General features: G+C 40.2%; 20 protein-coding genes. 12 read left to right on the top strand and 8 right to left on the bottom strand.

Annotated features, from left to right (window positions below; translation table 11 throughout):
• Positions 1–93: 93 nt before the first annotated feature.
• Complete coding sequence (locus UYC_RS0111815; RefSeq protein WP_016878739.1) at positions 94–294, top strand: type II toxin-antitoxin system HicB family antitoxin; 201 nt, start codon at positions 94–96, stop codon at positions 292–294.
• Complete coding sequence (locus tag UYC_RS0111810) at positions 291–503, top strand: type II toxin-antitoxin system HicA family toxin (RefSeq protein ID WP_016878740.1); 213 nt, start codon at positions 291–293, stop codon at positions 501–503. The genes UYC_RS0111815 and UYC_RS0111810 overlap by 4 nt, the downstream gene beginning before the upstream one ends.
• A 189-nt stretch (positions 504–692) precedes the next feature.
• Here UYC_RS0111810 and UYC_RS0111805 read toward each other — a convergent pair whose 3' ends face one another.
• Positions 693–2,084 carry a malic enzyme-like NAD(P)-binding protein gene (locus UYC_RS0111805; protein WP_016878741.1) on the bottom strand — a complete coding sequence of 464 codons (1,392 nt, stop codon included), beginning with the start codon at positions 2,082–2,084 and terminating at the stop codon, positions 693–695.
• A gap of 518 nt (positions 2,085–2,602) precedes the next feature.
• Here UYC_RS0111805 and UYC_RS0111795 point away from each other — a divergent pair.
• The 4 genes from UYC_RS0111795 to UYC_RS0111780 all read left to right on the top strand — a co-directional run bounded on the left by UYC_RS0111795 (position 2,603) and on the right by UYC_RS0111780 (position 6,222).
• Positions 2,603–4,093: a carotenoid oxygenase family protein gene (locus tag UYC_RS0111795; RefSeq protein WP_026087737.1), complete on the top strand. Its 1,491-nt coding sequence runs from the start codon at positions 2,603–2,605 to the stop codon at positions 4,091–4,093.
• Between the two features lie 3 nt (positions 4,094–4,096).
• Positions 4,097–5,011, top strand: a complete 915-nt coding sequence (locus UYC_RS0111790; protein WP_016878744.1) for a cation diffusion facilitator family transporter — start codon at positions 4,097–4,099, stop codon at positions 5,009–5,011.
• Positions 5,012–5,015: 4 nt separating this feature from the next.
• Positions 5,016–5,720: a hypothetical protein gene (locus UYC_RS0111785; RefSeq protein ID WP_016878745.1), complete on the top strand. Its 705-nt coding sequence runs from the start codon at positions 5,016–5,018 to the stop codon at positions 5,718–5,720.
• 175 nt (positions 5,721–5,895) lie between these two features.
• Entirely contained in the window at positions 5,896–6,222 is a 327-nt protein-coding gene (locus UYC_RS0111780) for a ChaB family protein (protein ID WP_016878746.1), read from the top strand.
• A gap of 217 nt (positions 6,223–6,439) precedes the next feature.
• Here the strand turns inward: UYC_RS0111780 and UYC_RS39905 are convergent, their stop codons facing one another.
• A complete protein-coding gene (locus UYC_RS39905; RefSeq protein ID WP_268744034.1) occupies positions 6,440–6,571 on the bottom strand; it encodes a hypothetical protein in 132 nt (43 codons plus the stop codon).
• 87 nt (positions 6,572–6,658) lie between these two features.
• Between UYC_RS39905 and UYC_RS0111775 the strand changes: the two genes are divergently transcribed.
• The 4 genes from UYC_RS0111775 to UYC_RS0111760 all read left to right on the top strand — a co-directional run bounded on the left by UYC_RS0111775 (position 6,659) and on the right by UYC_RS0111760 (position 10,182).
• On the top strand, positions 6,659–7,516 hold the full coding sequence (locus UYC_RS0111775; RefSeq protein ID WP_016878747.1) for a HEAT repeat domain-containing protein: 858 nt from the start codon (positions 6,659–6,661) through the stop codon (positions 7,514–7,516).
• Positions 7,506–8,078, top strand: coding sequence for a GNAT family N-acetyltransferase (locus UYC_RS0111770; protein ID WP_016878749.1), 573 nt, complete (start codon positions 7,506–7,508; stop codon positions 8,076–8,078). Before UYC_RS0111775 ends, UYC_RS0111770 begins: the two co-directional genes overlap by 11 nt.
• Before the next feature lie 39 nt (positions 8,079–8,117).
• The gene (locus tag UYC_RS0111765) at positions 8,118–9,311 is read left to right on the top strand and encodes an NAD(P)/FAD-dependent oxidoreductase (RefSeq protein WP_016878751.1); all 1,194 of its coding nucleotides are present in this window, start codon (positions 8,118–8,120) and stop codon (positions 9,309–9,311) included.
• Positions 9,312–9,534: 223 nt separating this feature from the next.
• A complete protein-coding gene (locus tag UYC_RS0111760; protein WP_016878752.1) occupies positions 9,535–10,182 on the top strand; it encodes an HAD-IA family hydrolase in 648 nt (215 codons plus the stop codon).
• Between the two features lie 48 nt (positions 10,183–10,230).
• On the opposite strand, the gene UYC_RS0111755 is transcribed toward UYC_RS0111760, so the two are convergent.
• The 3 genes from UYC_RS0111755 to UYC_RS0111750 all read right to left on the bottom strand — a co-directional run bounded on the left by UYC_RS0111755 (position 10,231) and on the right by UYC_RS0111750 (position 12,478).
• Positions 10,231–10,629: a DUF4278 domain-containing protein gene (locus tag UYC_RS0111755; RefSeq protein WP_016878753.1), complete on the bottom strand. Its 399-nt coding sequence runs from the start codon at positions 10,627–10,629 to the stop codon at positions 10,231–10,233.
• Positions 10,630–10,880: 251 nt separating this feature from the next.
• The gene (locus tag UYC_RS37745; RefSeq protein ID WP_157171236.1) at positions 10,881–11,054 is read right to left on the bottom strand and encodes a hypothetical protein; all 174 of its coding nucleotides are present in this window, start codon (positions 11,052–11,054) and stop codon (positions 10,881–10,883) included.
• A gap of 179 nt (positions 11,055–11,233) precedes the next feature.
• Positions 11,234–12,478, bottom strand: a complete 1,245-nt coding sequence (locus UYC_RS0111750; protein ID WP_016878754.1) for a molybdopterin molybdotransferase MoeA — start codon at positions 12,476–12,478, stop codon at positions 11,234–11,236.
• 347 nt (positions 12,479–12,825) lie between these two features.
• On the opposite strand from UYC_RS0111750, the gene UYC_RS0111745 reads away from it, so the two are divergent.
• The gene (locus tag UYC_RS0111745; RefSeq protein WP_016878755.1) at positions 12,826–13,275 is read left to right on the top strand and encodes an Hsp20/alpha crystallin family protein; all 450 of its coding nucleotides are present in this window, start codon (positions 12,826–12,828) and stop codon (positions 13,273–13,275) included.
• Between the two features lie 167 nt (positions 13,276–13,442).
• On the opposite strand, the gene UYC_RS0111740 is transcribed toward UYC_RS0111745, so the two are convergent.
• Complete coding sequence (locus tag UYC_RS0111740) at positions 13,443–14,012, bottom strand: hypothetical protein (protein ID WP_016878756.1); 570 nt, start codon at positions 14,010–14,012, stop codon at positions 13,443–13,445.
• A 177-nt stretch (positions 14,013–14,189) separates the two neighbouring features.
• Entirely contained in the window at positions 14,190–15,125 is a 936-nt protein-coding gene (locus tag UYC_RS0111735) for a phosphodiester glycosidase family protein (protein WP_026087738.1), read from the bottom strand.
• 75 nt (positions 15,126–15,200) lie between these two features.
• On the opposite strand from UYC_RS0111735, the gene UYC_RS0111730 reads away from it, so the two are divergent.
• Complete coding sequence (locus UYC_RS0111730) at positions 15,201–15,617, top strand: hypothetical protein (RefSeq protein WP_016878758.1); 417 nt, start codon at positions 15,201–15,203, stop codon at positions 15,615–15,617.
• A 94-nt stretch (positions 15,618–15,711) separates the two neighbouring features.
• Here UYC_RS0111730 and UYC_RS0111725 read toward each other — a convergent pair.
• The coding region (locus UYC_RS0111725; RefSeq protein ID WP_016879522.1) for a type I restriction endonuclease at positions 15,712–16,202 on the bottom strand (491 nt) is incomplete at its 5' end.

The raw sequence follows: 16,202 nt of genomic DNA, 5'->3' as shown, positions 1-16,202 counted from the left end.
AAAAAGGAGCTAAGAAGATTGCATCATGGCTCAGTGGTGGAAGTTGCCCTGTACGCTAAAATCTTCAGTGAAGCCTGATGGACGTAATTTGCGATGAAAATCAAAGCAGTGATCTGGCAAGAAGATGGGGTGTGGTGTGGCTCTGTACCTGCTCTACCAGGGTGTCACACTTGGGGAAACAGCTACGAACACCTATTAGAAATGCTGCAAGATGCCATTCAAGGCTGGCTGGAAGTTGCCAGTGAGCGAGAGGAGCTTGAACCAGATCAGCATTTGATCGAGCTATCTTTATGAAAATGATTTCTGGTAAGGCACTTTGCAAGATTTTAGAACGCAATGGTTGGAAGCTAAAGCGAATTACTGGAAGTCATCACATTTATACAAAAGAAGGCGTTGACGCTATTCTCTGCGTACCAGTTTACAGCAATCGTGATTTGCCAAAAGGGACTTTAAAAAGCATCATGAAGGACGCTGAACTTACCGAGAAAGATTTGGAACAATAGCGATAAATCCAGACAGCAAAAAGTAACGGGGAGGAGGCTATCTAACGTAAACGCGGCGATCGCTCGATTCCCCGCATGAAATATCACGCGATAAGTAGTTATTAGGAGCAGGTTTTGCCAATAATATCTCTATTGAAAGCGACTATTGATTTGCCAAACCCGCCCGTACAGTAGTAAAACAACCAATCACTAAGAGCGAGCAACACCATCTTGGCGTGCCGCACGTTGCACCGCAGCAGCAACAGTAGTGGCGACTCGCTCATCAAACACAGAAGGAATAATGTGTTCCTTGTCTAAATCTGTTGGTTTGATTAAAGAAGCGATCGCGCTTGCTGCTTCTAAGTACATTGAAGTGGTAATTGTCTGTGCCCGACAATCTAAAGCGCCGCGAAATACTCCAGGAAAAGCAAGAACGTTATTAATTTGATTTGGGTAGTCACTTCTACCAGTGGCGATAACGGCAACTTCTGCGCTCACTAATTCTGGTTGAATTTCTGGAATTGGATTTGCCATTGCAAACACAATAGAATCCTTGGTCATCGAACGTACCATTTCTGGTGTCAATACTCCCGGTATGCTGACGCCAATAAATACATCTGCCCCTTGCATGGCACCCGCTAGAGTACCCTGGGCTTTAACGGCAAATTCCCGTTTTTCTTCTGTTAAGTCGGTGCGACTAACAGAGAGAATTCCTTTAGAATCGCATAGCCAAATTTTCTCTGCTCCTGCCTTGCGGAGTAAACGAGCGATCGCGATTCCTGCTGCACCTGCACCGTTAATCACAATCCGGATTTGATCCATTGATTTATGCACTAGTTTTAAAGCGTTGAAAAGTGCTGCTAAAGTCACTATTGCCGTGCCATGCTGATCGTCATGAAAAACGGGAATATCTAACTCACGCCGCAGTCTCTCTTCTATTTCAAAGCAACGAGGAGCAGCAATATCTTCTAAATTTACGCCTCCAAAAACAGGGGCAATATTTTTAACTGTACTAACAATTTCATCTGTATCTTGAGTTGCAAGACAGATGGGGAAAGCATCGATGCCTGCAAATTCTTTGAATAGCATTGCTTTTCCTTCCATTACTGGTAATGCTGCTTCTGGGCCGAGATTTCCTAAGCCCAAAACTGCGCTACCATCAGTAACAATAGCTACAGTATTTTGTTTAATCGTTAATTTGTAAACTTCTTCTGGATCTTGAGCGATCGCATTGCAGATACGTCCGACTCCAGGCGTATATGCCATTGCCAAGTCAGATACAGTTTTAAGAGGAATTCTGCTAGCTATACTAATTTTGCCACCACGATGCAGATTAAAGGTACGGTCATAAACATTCAGCACCTTGATGTCTGGTAATGCCTTGACTGCTTGCACGATCGCTTCAGCGTGTTCGGTACTTGCGGCATCAACGGTAATCTCGCGAATGGAAATATGTCTGGTTTGTTCGATAAGATCTATTTGACCGAAATTACCACCACTATTAGATATTGCTTGAGTTACGTTAGCTAACATTCCCACGCGGTTGGGAATTTCTAGGCGGAGTGTCAAACTAAAACTAGAGTTAGGAGTCAGATCTGTCATTGTAGTCGTAGATTAGAAATTTTAGATTTTAGATTGTAAATTGGCGTTTTAAATCTAAAATCCGAGGATTCTGTACTATAAACGAGCCATAACTCAGTAATTGTACTCTGATACACCAGATAATTTTGGAGATTTGTTCGTATTCACTGACGAAAGTAGTTGCTCGTACAAGAACTCTCTGATGGTTCAAATCTCGGCACCGAGATGAAAAAAGTTAAATCTTTGTATGAGTTATCTCATCAGCTATTTAAGCTTCTCCCAAAAGTATGGTAATTTTTTATATTTTGTGGCTTGAATCTAACTAATCAAACCTTTCCCAAGAAAGACGATGATTTCTGTTTTCTCTTCATAGCATCTAATTAGTTTTACTTTTAACATTCTGTTTTGAGAAATTTCATCAATCAGGAGCACATAATGAAGCTGAATATGATGTTGCTTTGGATAACAATATCCTTTGTGATTGTAGGGGCGATCGCACTACTTCTCCAGCCTAGTATTGATTTTCATTGATGCGGCTCATGCAAACAACTAGATCCCAACAAAATTTTACCTCCTCTGTGTCCAAGCCCTACACAATGGAAGACTGGCGGGGAGCCAACCGTTCGCTGACACAGGAATTTGACTACTGGATTGAAGATGTGGAGGGAGAAATTCCTACAGATCTCAACGGTACTCTATTTCGTAACGGCCCTGGGCTACTAGATATCTTCGGTCGCCCTGTTCACCATCCTTTTGATGGAGATGGCATGGTGTGTGCTATTTCCTTCTCAAATGGACGTGCTCATTTTCGCAATCGCTTTGTTCGTACAGAAGGTTATGGTGCAGAACAAGCAGCAGGGCGAATGCTGTATCGGGGAGTTTTCGGTACTGAGAAACCAGGAGGGTGGTTGGCAAATGCCTTTGACTTGAGAAAGAAAAACGTTGCCAACACCAATATCATCTATTGGGGTGGAAAATTATTAGCCCTTTGGGAAGCTTCCCACCCTTATCGTCTAGAGCCGCAGACATTAGAGACTTTGGGCATCGAAACTCTAGATGGTGTACTGGGTAAAGATTCGCCCTTTGCCGCGCATCCGATGATAGATCCAGGCGATGAAAGTCGGGAACCGTGCTTAGTCACGTTTGCTATCAAACCAGGCCCTTTAACAACTATTACTGTTTATGAAATAGACTTAACGGGTAAGGTTGTACAAAAACATGACCATCAAGTACCAGGCTTTGCCTTCATCCATGACTTTGCCATTACGCCCAACTATTGTCTGTTCTTTCAAAACCCTGTTTCTTTTAATCCTCTGCCCTACGTATTAGGCTTTCGAGGTGCGGCAGAGTGTATCAAATTTCAGGAGCAAAACCCGACAAAAATTTGGGTAATTCCTCGCGATCGCTCACATCCGGCACAATGTATTCCAGCCGATCCCTGTTTTGTTTTCCATCATGCCAACGCCTTTGAGCAGGATGACGAAATCGTTGTAGACTCAATTTGCTACGAAACCTTTCCTGGTGTCGATCACAACCTGAATTATCAGGAAATTGATTTTGACAGCCGCCCTCCAGCCCAACTTTGGCGTTTTCGCATCAATTTTCAAACGCAGACATCACAACGGCATCTCATCGATAAACGTGCTTGTGAATTTCCATTTGTTCATCCCGCACTTGTTGGTAAACATCATCGTTGGATATTCTTAGCCGCTGCCCATCAACCAGAAGGAGATGCCCCCCAGCAAGCAATTATTAAAATCAATCCAGAATCTGGCGAGCAGCAATTCTGGAGTGCAGCACCCAAGGGATTTGTGGGCGAACCAGTGTTTGTACCTAAACCGGGTGCTACTAATGAAGATGATGGTTGGGTGTTTACACTAGTCTACAACGCTGCTCATCACCGTACCGACGTAGTAATTCTAGATAGCAAAAATCTAGAAAAAGGGCCGATCGCCAATCTACACCTTAAACACCACATCCCCTATGGACTACATGGCAGCTTCACTTCTCAAGTAGAAGGCAGTGATTAACTTATGTCTGCTAGCCACAATCACAGTCATAGTCACAAACAGTTGAATTACAATCGTGCCTTCGCGATCGGATTCATCCTAAATGCCGGATTTGTCGTTGTAGAGGCAACCTACGGTTTTTTGACTAACTCTTTGGCACTTGTGGCTGATGCCGGACACAATTTGAGTGATGTTTTGGGGTTAGTGCTGGCTTGGGGAGCAAGTTTCCTCTCTCAGCGCCCACCTACCAAACGCTATACCTATGGGCTTCGTCGTTCTTCAATTTTGGCTGCTCTGTTAAATGCTATTATCCTGCTGTTGGTAATGGGGGGAGTTGCCTGGGAATCAATACGCCGCTTCAGCAATCCTAGTCCTATCCCCGGCAATGTAGTTATAGGAGTAGCGATCGCGGGAGTTATCATCAACACTATCACTGCTTTAATGTTTCTTTCTGGTCGCAAACGAGACATTAACATCCGTGGTGCATTTTTACATATGGCGGCTGATGCAATGGTGTCTCTTGGTGTTGTTTTGGCAGGTGTTGCCATTTTAACAACAGGTTGGTTGTGGTTCGATCCCGCGATTAGTTTGATTGTGGTTGCAGTTGTTATTATTAACAGCTGGCAACTTCTTTGGGAATCTCTTAACTTAGCACTCGATGCTGTCCCCATCGGCATTGAACTTCTTGCCGTTCGTACTTATTTAAGTGAACTACCAGGTGTAATCGAAGTTCACGATTTACATATATGGGGAATGAGTTCTTCAGAAGTAGCTTTAACTGCCCATTTAGTGATGCCAAATGGACATCCAGGAGATGCATTTTTAGCTAAAGTTGTCCAAGAACTCCACGATATTTTTGGTATTGAACATACAACTATTCAATTAGAAATTGGCGATCCAAATAATCCTTGTGTTTTAGCTCCACAGAACCTTGTTTAAATTTATGGCTATTAGAAAAATTATTCTCTTGGTAATTTGGGTGGCATTTGTCGCCTACACCCTTTGGTTAGCTCCCCTAGATCAAGCCGACACCTGGCCTTTAGGATGGAAATTGTTAACACTCCAATGGGATAAACTCAATGCCTTCATTCCAGTTATCTTTTCTTTGATGGGTGTTTGGCCGATGATTTACGGCGCAATGATGTTTGCCGATGGCAGAATGCAAAACTTTCGTGTTTGGCCTTATTTTATCGGCTCAAATTTCACTGGAGTAATTTGCCTTTTACCCTACTTAATCTTGCGCAAATCAAATCAGGAGTTTTACGGGCAAAAAGATAAGTGGCTGCAATTTTTTGACCAACGTTCAACAGGAATTTTTCTTTTAGTCGGCACTATTGCCTTACTAGTTTATGCAGTCACTGCCGGAGATTGGCAAGACTACGTTCATCAATTTCAGACTAGGCATTTTGTACATCTGATCAGTATCGACTTTTGTTTGATGTGCTTGATATTCCCCATCACATCTTTGTTTGAGGATGACATGGCACGCAGAGGTATTAAGGATACTCGCATTTTTTGGGCAGTGGCACTCTTACCTTTGTTTGGCCCGTTACTTTACCTGTGCTTGCGTCCACCTTTAGAAGAAACTACTTCAGAACAATCAAAAGACTCAGAAATCAAAAATAAGTTTATTCACTCAGGGATCTAGGAGATAATTTATACATTTATACCAGTCTATAAAGAAAAATGAAGAGTAAATTCCATCATTAAATTCCTACCAATGGGTAAGTCATATCTATGCTTGCAGAAAGATGAGAACAAGTCTTTAACTTTTTACGATTAACTCAACAAATAATTCAAGATTAAATAATCGGAGTAAACTGATGAGTTTTAACAAGGAATTGACAGAAGAAACTAGAAATGCCGACGCAGCGCAAGCACAACAGGAAACCACACAGGAAAGTGCAAGTAATAACCAGCAGGAATTGCCAGAAGAAATCAGAGGAGAAAACCTGCCCCAAGAAGCTCAACAAATTTTTGTTGCTGCTATGAAAGCTGCCCAAAGTGACGGTATAAGTGAAGAGGGCGCTCGTCAAATCGCTTGGAACAGCGTCCGCGAGATGTTTGAAAAAGGCTTAGATGGTCAATGGCACGCCAAGGGTGAAGTTACCGCCCAACATTATAAAGCTGTTACCTCTGGCGGCAACTAATATCCTTGTAAATATATGTTAGATTTAAAGCGGTTTGTGCAAACCACAAACCGCTTTTTAATTGTTTTTATAATGGTTACCAAGTGAATACACAAAATTTACTAGATAAATAATAATTGTGTCTATTTTTGAAGTTCTTTGAAAAGTATTGGGCAAATATAATTCGCTACTATACAAACAAAGTCTGCCTGTGCTGACTAAAGAAAAATTAAGAGTTTTAAACCTGCACAGGTAGTTTTGTCTGTGTAGCCAAGCCACTGCCGTGGTAAGCCAGCACTGCCAAGAGAAGTCCCGCCGTTAGCGATACTCCACACTGTGCGATCGCCCTACTGGCGTCAAGTGGCGTCATCTGTTGTGCAGCTTCTAGTTGCTAGGTTAAGCATGAAATTAAACTTCTCAGACTTCCTCTTAGAGATTAATTCAGGATTTTAAGCTTATGAAACCGTCAGATAATTATATTGAAGAACAACGTAACGATCCAAGAAGTACTGAAGAGTTAATTCAAATTGCGCTAGCACAAGAGAATGAATATGCTTTTAGGGATATTGTCAGTATTCTACATTTCCGTGGTAGCTATGAAGTATTTGAAGCAGCATCACGATTATGTAATAGTCAAAATCCTAAAGAAAGAGAGTTAGGAGTAGATATATTAGCACAGCTAGGAATACCAAAAAGAACTTTTCCTGATGAATCTGTGAATATACTTCTCCAACTGCTTGAGAAGGAAGAAGATACTGAAGTTCTGGGCGCGATTGGAGTTGCTTTAGGTCACCTTAAGGATTCTAGAGCAATAAAACCATTAGTGAAATTAAAAGACCATTCTAGTGCTAATGTCCGTTTTGGTGTCGTTTTTGGGTTACTATCTCAAACAGATGAGTTAGCAATTAATACGTTAATTGACTTATCCGCAGATGAAGACGCAGATGTGAGAAATTGGGCAACTTTTGGATTAGGCTCAATGATAGAAATTAATACGCCAGCTATTAGAGATGCTTTGTTTCAACGTCTTATCGCTGAGAAGAATGAAACTGAAACTGAAAGTGAAATTCGTGGAGAAGCATTACTAGGTTTATCTATAAGACGAGATGAAAGAGTCGTACCTTTATTAATAGAAGAGCTTACATCTAAGTGGGTTGGTAAATTAGCTATAGAAGCAGCAAAGGAAATTAGAGACTCAAGATTATATTCAGTTTTAATCCGGTTAAAAGAGTGGTGGGATGTGGATAATAATTTATTAGAAGAGGCTATTGACAATTGCAAACCAAAAAAATTAGATAATAGAGATGCTTTTTGAAAAAGATGGAATCAGCATTCGCCTCATGCAAGATGATATCCATGATTATCAATTAATGGCGAAATGGCTGACTGACGAAAAAGTATTAGAATTTTATGAAGGTAGAGATAATCCTTTTCCTTTAGAAAGAATTATAGAAACATATCAACCTATAGTTAGGGGATATGATCCAGTTGTACCCTGCCTGTTCTACGATCAAAATATCCCCATCGGTTATATACAGTATTATTTCCTCAATGACTTACCTGAAACCGATAGGCAAAAGTATTGTTTGGAAAATACTGATTTTATCTATGGTATTGACCTATTTATAGGCGAAAGTACTTATTGGAACCAAGGAATTGGCACGAAAGTGGTATTGGGGATTGTAAATTATCTTTTTGAGCAATTACAAGCGATAAAAGTAGTCATAGATCCAGATGTGAGGAATACTCGCGCTATTCGTTGCTATGAGAAATGCGGCTTCGTAAAAGTAAAGCTTTTGCCAAAACATGAACTACATGAGGGAAAATACCAAGATAACTGGTTGATGGTTATAGACCGAAAGAAATCATTACACTGATAGAAGTTGCCCTACTGGGATTGACTGCCCATTAGACACATGACCGAACAAAGAGCTAGAATTTGTATCCTGGGTGGAGGCTTTGGTGGTCTCTACACTGCACTACGGTTAAGCCAGTTACCTTGGCAACCGTCTTCAAAACCTGAAATAGTTTTGGTAGATCAAAGCGATCGCTTTCTTTTTTCTCCCCTCCTCTACGAACTACTAACTGGGGAACTACAATCCTGGGAAATTGCCCCTCCCTTTGAAGAACTTTTACAGAACACAGGTGTGCGCTTTTATCAAGCTACTGTGTCAGGAATTGATATAGATCAACGCCGAGTACACTTACACGACGGCCCAGAAATCAATTACGATCGTCTGGTGTTGGCGCTGGGTGGCGAAACACCCTTAGATATGGTGCCCGGAGCTACAGCTTATGCATACACATTCCGGACTATTACAGATGCATATCGTTTAGAAGAACGCCTGCGAGTCTTGGAAGAATCAGATGCAGATAAAATTCGAGTAGCAATTGTTGGCGCTGGTTATAGTGGTGTTGAATTAGCTTGTAAATTGGCAGATAGACTGGGGCAAAAAGGACGCTTTCGCTTAATTGAATTGACAGATCAAATTTTGCGAACCTCTCCTGAATTTAATCGCCAAGCAGCAAAAAAAGCCCTAGATGAGAGAGGTGTATTTATTGACTTGGAAACCAAGGTAGTATCAATCGGACAAGATACTATTTCCTTAGAATATAAAGCTCAAGTAGATACTATTCCCGTAGATTTAGTAATTTGGACAGTGGGAACGCAAGTGGCACCTGTAGTGCGTAATCTTGCTCTTAAACAAAATAAGCGTGGTCAAATTACTACTACACCCACTTTACAAATCCTAGATCATCCAGAAATTTTTGCCTTAGGAGATTTAGCAGATTGTCGGGATGCTGAAGGACAACAAGTTCCAGCTACTGCTCAAGCAGCTTTTCAACAAGCCGATTATGCTGGTTGGAATATTTGGGCAAGCTTAACTAATCGCCCCTTACTTCCTTTACGCTACCAGCACTTAGGTGAGATGATGACATTGGGGATAGATAGTGCTACTTTCAGTGGTTTGGGCATCACTTTAGAAGGGACTTTTGCTTATATAGCTCGTCGTCTAGCCTACCTCTATCGCCTGCCAACTTTAGATCATAAACTAAAAGTTGGTTTTAACTGGCTAGCTCGTCCTATTATAGAGACACTCTCAAAATAAATTTCAGTAACTGAGTGTAGATAAACATAATCTACCAAGGTCGTTAGTAGTTAGTAGAGGCAAACGACCAGAAAGGCCGTACAGTAGTTAGTTATTTATATGACTCACTATCCACTCTCTACTACCCACTAACAGTCACCACGGGAAATGTGTTGATTTCTGCCGCCTAATGACCGCCTAATGTAAGTAGCTAAAATCCAAAATTCAAAGTTGTCAAAGGTTGATGAAACGACCGAAAGTTATATTTTTAGATGCTGTTGGCACACTTTTCAACGTTAAGGGTAGTGTGGGTGAGGTTTATAGTCAATTAGCACAGGAATTTGGCGTCGAAGTTTCAGCCGAAATTTTGAATAAAACATTCATCTCTAGCTTTAAAGCCGCACCGCCACCTGTATTTCCAAATACACAAGACCAAGATATTCTCCAGTACGAATTCGACTGGTGGTTTCGTATAGCCTCTAAAACCTTTGAGCAAGCAGGTGTTATAGATAAATTTTCCGATTTTTCTACTTTTTTTAGCGAAATTTACATTCACTTTGGCACAGCCGAACCGTGGTTCTTATACACCGATGTTTTACCAGCATTGACAAACTGGCGGCAGATGGGAATTGAACTAGGGATAGTATCGAATTTTGATTCTCGCATTTACTCAGTATTGCAGGCTTTAGAATTGAGAGATTTTTTCAGTTCTATAACCATTTCTACCCAAGCAGGTGCTGCTAAACCCGATCCAAAAATTTTTACCATAGCCTTAGAAAAACATAACTGTCCCCCTGCCGCAGCATGGCACATTGGGGACAGTTTTACAGAAGATTATCACGGAGCAAAAGCAGCAGGATTAAGAGGCATTTGGATTAACCGTGAAAGTTAGTAATCAATAGCTATTAGCCATTAGCTATTAGCTATTAACAATTAACCTTTAAGCCAACTGCTTTGCTTCTTCTTCTAGTAGCTGAATCAGGTGTTGATTTCCTTGTTCTCTGGCTACTTGCAAGCGATGTTCCAAATTACGCCGGATATGTACCAAATGAGTTCTCGCTAAATCCTCACTCAATTTCTTGCGTCTAGTGACGGTTGCTTCAGTTTTAGTAGCAGTATGCTGTTTCCGGTGCATCATCACTTCTACGTCTAGCGGATCGCCAATATGATAAGGAACTCCGCGATACTTCAACTCAGCCACTGGTTGAGGTACAGGAATATGTCTAGGATAACGACGCTCCCAAGTTGCACCACGGTACTTACCACCTACTTCTTCTGGGGTTAGTTCCACGGTTAAAGGATTGTGTTCATAATCAACACCGCGATAAGTAAGTTTCATCTGCTTCGCCTCGCTTTAAATTTTTTGCTGCTTCGATTGGAATTAAATGAGGCGCGTTCCTTCAGGATTTCTCCTTACTTCCGTCTCCTGATCTGAATCTCTTACCAAATAACATTCACAGGTGTTGAAAGCTATGTCTACAAAATCACACTCTCTGCCTGTGAGTACGATCTGGAATCATTTGCTTCAGGAGATGAACGATTTTTCTGTATTTATTGTAACCATTTTTCTGTAATGTCAATAAATTATAACTAATTTTTTAGGATTAGCACCTCTGTTCTAAGTCTTACTTCTTCTGGCAGAAGCGATCGCCCTTTGAGGCTCACTGAGAAGAAGAGGAGAGTTCTCGTTACCAGGTTCAACCTGGTAACGAGAGTTTGTGGGCTGCCGCCTCCAGGCTGTCGGAACTGTTGCAAGACTCTCATGGACGACTGCCCACAATCAGGGCATGAAAAATCGACCACAGATACACACAGATAGACACAGATACATACAGATGGGTTATGGGTGTGCTCCGTTAGCTGCCTTTTAACCCTTTTTCAAGACAGATGTGAAGTGATGAAACTTGTTTCATTGGGACTGCCTTCTACTTAATGCCTGCGCTTCAGCCAACTTGTAAAACTTGCACTTGTTCTCCTGGAGAAATTAAAGTTTGACCTTCTATTAAAATTCCTAAAGCATTTGTTTGGGCAAGATTAATTAAATTACCAGAATTTTGGTTTCCGCCTGCAAGTTGAAATTCGTATACTCCATCTTGTAAACGCAACTTACCCCAAACATAAGTTTCGCGCTTGCCATCCGATCGCAACTCATGGCAAGTAAGTGCTTTAACAAACTTTGGTTCCCAACCCTCGCTAATTCCAGAAAGTTTTTTGATTGTTGGTTGTACAAATCGCCAAAAAGTCACCAATGCCGAAACAGGATTTCCTGGTAAACCAAAATATAATCGTGGAGTAGATATCTGATTTTCCTGGAATGTCGCAACAGTAAGAGGTTTACCAGGTTTCATGGCTACGGCACAAATGTGAATTTTCCCCCCCAAAGACTCAATAATTTGTTGAACATAGTCGTAATCTCCTACAGAGACACCACCGGAAGAAAGAATGATATCAGCCTTTGATATGGCATGGGCGATCGCCTCAGAGATAGCGATCGCCTGATCGGGGATAATTCCTAACATCAGTGGTTCTGCTCCACTCTGTTTTACCAAAGCTGCTAGGGCATATTGGTTGGAATCGACAATTTGTCCGGGTTGTAGAGGCTGTTCAGGGGTTACTAGTTCATTTCCTGTAGATAAAATTGCTACGCATAGGCGGCGATAAACTTTTACTTGAGTACATTGAGCAGCAGCTAAGACGGCTATTTCTGGAGCATTTAGCATTATTCCTGCAGGAAGTAATTGCCCTCCAGCTTTGTAGTAAGAAGCACGGTGTCTGACAAATTCTTGCGGTTTTGGTGCAGCCAGGATCGACACCCGATTATTTTCTCGCTGCGTTCGTTCTTGCATCACCACTGTATCCGCGCCTGCTGGCATTACCGCACCAGTGAAAATTCGCGCTGCTTGCCCCGGTTGAATAGTTGATTGGGGCTGATATCCAGCAGGGATTTCCTCAACTATTTCTAAAGTAACTGGCTGTTGTTGACTGGCGTGCTGCACATCTGTGTAACGAACTGCATAGCCATCCATTGCCGAATTATCCCAATGGGGAAAGTCAAGCTGGCTCGTTACAGGAGAAGCTAGAACACGGCTATTGGCTGCTAGTAAATCTACAACTTCTGTATTGCGTTGAGGATTTAATGGTTGTACCAAATTAAAAATAGTTGTTTCTGCATCTTGGACTGACAGCATAGTAAGTTACCCTAGCGTACCTTTTCTTTCAAGTATCAGAGTAGCTGTTTTCCTCAATTTATTGTTGGGACAAGATGATATCCCCTATTTCTCAAAGGAAGCCGGGAATCTGTACCCTGAGATTTTTATAAATGAAATAGGATTACTATAGCGTTTACCGAACCAAAAAATCGGGTTTTCCACATATTTTATTATCTATAAATAATGGTCGGTAATCATCATTAACTAAGTGATAAAAACCGAATTTACGCCCTAATCAATTACTAATAATATAAGAATCAAAGCAAGGATTTAACTCCTGCATTGGTTGGTGGAAACAATAAAACTGATCCTAGGAAAAACACAATATGCTTATTCGTTACAACCCCTGGCAAGAAATTAACACTTTCCAACGCCAAATCAATCGTTTATTTGAAGATACAAGGGTACCAAATAAATTGCTTGAAAGAGATTTAATCAAAGTTCCTGCTGCAGAATTACAAGAAACTGAAGATGCTATTCACCTGAAATTAGAACTGCCAGGAATTGAAGCTAAAGACTTAGATGTGAAAGTTACAGAGAATGCCGTATATGTTAGCGGTGAGCGCAAGTCTGAAAATAAAACTGAAGACAAAGGTTATACTCGCACTGAATTCCATTACGGCAAATTTCAACGTGTAATTCCTCTCCCTGCTAAAATTCAAAATACTGATGTGAAAGCAGAATACAAAGATGGTATTTTGAATTTGTCACTGCCCAAAACTCAAGCAGAAAAGAATAAAGTCGTCAAAGTCAATTTGGAACAAGATGCTGCCTAATTTGTTTTGAGTATCTATTCAGTTAGCCGAGGCTGTCAACTAACTTAAAAATTTAGTACCTCATGTAGTTGTGTGATATGAGATTAAGCTTGGTTAGAGCAAACTAACCAAGCTTTTTTCTTGCTAGTAATAGAATACATAAGCCTTTTTACAAGTCTCCCATCAATTTACGGTTCTATTTCTGGCCAAAGCCGTTCTAACTGACGCCGCCAAGCAGCTAAAGTTTCTTCTCGTGCTTGTGAAGTTTGATTTTCGTCTCCCATTAAACCTTCTGCATAAAAACGTTCCAGGTTTTGCATGGTAAATTCTAGGGATTGACCTTGCATTTTTGCTGCTAAGATAATTTGTCGTACACGACTTTCAACTAGTCGATTAAATACATCATCTAAACCAACTTCATGTAAAGAAATAAGTTGAGCGATCGCATCTCGAAAATCTTCTACACTTAAACTGCTACAGTTGTGCTGAAATACCCCCCAGATTACACCTTGGTGTGAGGCATAGCGTACTTGGAGAGTTTCATCAAAGTTGGCTTCTAAAAATTGTTCTAAAAAGGGTCGAGCCTGTTGTGCTGGTACAATTGGTAGCAATAATCGCAACCAACTTTCATCATCCGAAAGTAGTACTAATAAGCGAAAAGCAGGAGTTTCTACTTGCCAGGAACCAGGTGCGATCGCAACTGTTGCTTCTGCACCAAACAATTCTGCCAGCGTACCTGCAATTTCTGTAGGTGTCATAATCGTTTTTTTGCGTCATTATCTAGCCTACCGCAGCTTAGGTATGCTTGCGATTGTGAGTTTCGCTTTATAGATAGTAGTTAATGGTTAATGGTTAATAGCTGATAGTTAGTAGAGGTGAGTTCACAAAAGAAATTTTTTGTTTTCACAGGACATCATCTATCAAATTTGTTTTTCCTAATCATTTCTTTTTTTATAAATCAAAAATACCGAACCAATCGGCCCTGTATTTTCTACGTAAATTTTATTATCATAGTACAGTCCTGGAGATTGACCTCCATCAAATAACATACCTTCTTGAATTTTACCTAAACAATTAGAACGAGCAATACCTTCTAAAACATTATCAAACATATCTGGCAAAAGCTCTTGATTGAGTTGAGAAACTTCAACCTCTGAATTAGCTTTGATATCGTTAACTAAGAAAATTACATAACCTTGATTAGTAATTGCTACCATTGAGCGATTAGTTGCAACTTTACAAGCAAATTCACCTAAATTTACACAAATATCTTTGAATTGACCATTACTATAAAATCTACCATTTCCACCTACAATATTATAGTTAAGAATCTCATTATTTCTTCTTCCTGTCTGAATTGTGGCTTTTCGTTGCTGTGGTTTGCCTGCTGATATACCAAAGGAAGAGCGCTTATTTTTAAACGCACCAGAATACTCATAACCACGAGAAATATTCAGCCCCTGCGGTTTATTTTCAGTATCTATATAATCTGCATTAATTGCTGCGATGGGTAATTGCTCGTTTAACTGAGCATTCTCACCAGTAATTAATTCATAAAATACTTTTGGAACATACTCTTTGCGTAATTTTCCCCGCTTATCTTTCGCATAAAGTTGATGAGCTAAACCAACATTCACTTTAAAATCTAATACTTCTGATTTGGGATTAAAAATTATGACATGATTAATCCCTCTTGCAGATTTTCTACCCTGATTATCAGTTTTAAAGAAACTAATACTGAATTTTTCATCTTCTCCAGGACATTTTTGAGATGCTTCTGTTGCTGCATTAAATTCAATTTCTTGACAGCCAGATAACAAACCGATAGCAACCATGAAGATAGATAACCAGAATAAGTGTTTGATGTACATATTTTTGATATATTTGGCTTTTTCGGTTAAAGTAAAGTTTTGTAAAGGCTTTTCAGCACCTTACCAGTAGCTTTTATGAATAAACCTGTTATTTGGGTACATGGAGACTGCTTAAGTCCGTACAACCCCGCATTACAAGAATACCCCGATGCACCTGCTATTTGGGTATGGGACGATGCGTTAATAGAGGAATGGCAGCTCAGTCTCAAACGTATTGCTTTTATCTACGAATGCTTATTAGAGTTACCTGTGATTATCCGACGTGGTAATGTAGCGCAAGAAGTTTTGGCTTTTGCGAAAGAGCATAATGCTAATAAAGTAGTGACATCAGCTAGCCCAAGCCCTCGCTTTAGTGCTATTTGCGATGAAATTGAACTTTCTGTAGAATTAGAAGTTTTTGAGGTAGAGCCGTTTTTTGATTATGACGGATATATTGACCTTAAGCGCTTCTCTCGTTACTGGAAAGTTGCTGAAAAATATGTATTTGAATAATTACAGGCTTTTTCTTTCTAATCCTTTTCCTCAAAAGGCAAAAAGCATAGAATATACCAAAAATCCAATTTACCTAAAAAGGATAACCAAATTTTCAAATCAAAATTGTACCCAATTTTTTCATTATACTCAGAACCCGATACAATTCATTTTCTCTTCGAGATAAAGTAAATTTATCAGACAAAGCATACTTTGCTGTAACTTGTTTTGATAACTTAAGAAATTGAAAATCTTCTCCATTCGTCACTAATCCAAACACAGGTTTTGTAGGATCGGGATTAGCCAACATATAAGCTAGTGCTTGGGGTATCGCTTCTAGAAGAGAGAAACTAGCCCTTTTTGATTCAATTACCAACAACCACAACTGTTGTTGAATTACTAAAACATCAATTCGCCCTCTGACGATTTCTTCTTTATCTTCCAAAGCAATTTCTATAGATTGTTCGGTAGCCAAAGAAAAAGGCTCGCGATAAAATCCTGCTAAATCTAACAAAGGTGATAAGACAACCATTTTTACCGCATCTTCTAAGATGGGTGGACGTTTTATTAAGCTGAGAAAGTTAATTTTAACTCTGTCTAAATATT

It is taken from the genome of Chlorogloeopsis fritschii PCC 6912 (genome assembly GCF_000317285.1).
GTDB classification, from domain to species: Bacteria; Cyanobacteriota; Cyanobacteriia; order Cyanobacteriales; family Nostocaceae; genus Chlorogloeopsis; species Chlorogloeopsis fritschii.
This window is presented reverse-complemented; position numbering and strand designations above follow the sequence as displayed.

Bases quoted from the DNA above. Each gene is read 5' to 3' on its own strand.
- UYC_RS0111810 (WP_016878740.1), top strand. From the start codon at position 291: ATGAAAATGATTTCTGGTAAGGCACTTTGCAAGATTTTAGAACGCAAT.
- UYC_RS0111795 (WP_026087737.1), top strand. From the start codon at position 2,603: ATGCAAACAACTAGATCCCAACAAAATTTTACCTCCTCTGTGTCCAAG.
- UYC_RS0111750 (WP_016878754.1), bottom strand. From the start codon at position 12,478: ATGCTGTCAGTCCAAGATGCAGAAACAACTATTTTTAATTTGGTACAA.
- UYC_RS0111740 (WP_016878756.1), bottom strand. From the start codon at position 14,012: ATGACACCTACAGAAATTGCAGGTACGCTGGCAGAATTGTTTGGTGCA.
- UYC_RS0111765 (WP_016878751.1), top strand. From the start codon at position 8,118: ATGACCGAACAAAGAGCTAGAATTTGTATCCTGGGTGGAGGCTTTGGT.
- UYC_RS0111815 (WP_016878739.1), top strand. From the start codon at position 94: ATGAAAATCAAAGCAGTGATCTGGCAAGAAGATGGGGTGTGGTGTGGC.
- UYC_RS37745 (WP_157171236.1), bottom strand. From the start codon at position 11,054: ATGAGAGTCTTGCAACAGTTCCGACAGCCTGGAGGCGGCAGCCCACAA.
- UYC_RS0111785 (WP_016878745.1), top strand. From the start codon at position 5,016: ATGGCTATTAGAAAAATTATTCTCTTGGTAATTTGGGTGGCATTTGTC.
- UYC_RS0111755 (WP_016878753.1), bottom strand. From the start codon at position 10,629: ATGAAACTTACTTATCGCGGTGTTGATTATGAACACAATCCTTTAACC.
- UYC_RS0111770 (WP_016878749.1), top strand. From the start codon at position 7,506: ATGCTTTTTGAAAAAGATGGAATCAGCATTCGCCTCATGCAAGATGAT.
- UYC_RS0111730 (WP_016878758.1), top strand. From the start codon at position 15,201: ATGAATAAACCTGTTATTTGGGTACATGGAGACTGCTTAAGTCCGTAC.
- UYC_RS0111745 (WP_016878755.1), top strand. From the start codon at position 12,826: ATGCTTATTCGTTACAACCCCTGGCAAGAAATTAACACTTTCCAACGC.
- UYC_RS0111735 (WP_026087738.1), bottom strand. From the start codon at position 15,125: ATGTACATCAAACACTTATTCTGGTTATCTATCTTCATGGTTGCTATC.
- UYC_RS39905 (WP_268744034.1), bottom strand. From the start codon at position 6,571: ATGACGCCACTTGACGCCAGTAGGGCGATCGCACAGTGTGGAGTATCG.
- UYC_RS0111760 (WP_016878752.1), top strand. From the start codon at position 9,535: ATGAAACGACCGAAAGTTATATTTTTAGATGCTGTTGGCACACTTTTC.
- UYC_RS0111775 (WP_016878747.1), top strand. From the start codon at position 6,659: ATGAAACCGTCAGATAATTATATTGAAGAACAACGTAACGATCCAAGA.
- UYC_RS0111780 (WP_016878746.1), top strand. From the start codon at position 5,896: ATGAGTTTTAACAAGGAATTGACAGAAGAAACTAGAAATGCCGACGCA.
- UYC_RS0111790 (WP_016878744.1), top strand. From the start codon at position 4,097: ATGTCTGCTAGCCACAATCACAGTCATAGTCACAAACAGTTGAATTAC.
- UYC_RS0111805 (WP_016878741.1), bottom strand. From the start codon at position 2,084: ATGACAGATCTGACTCCTAACTCTAGTTTTAGTTTGACACTCCGCCTA.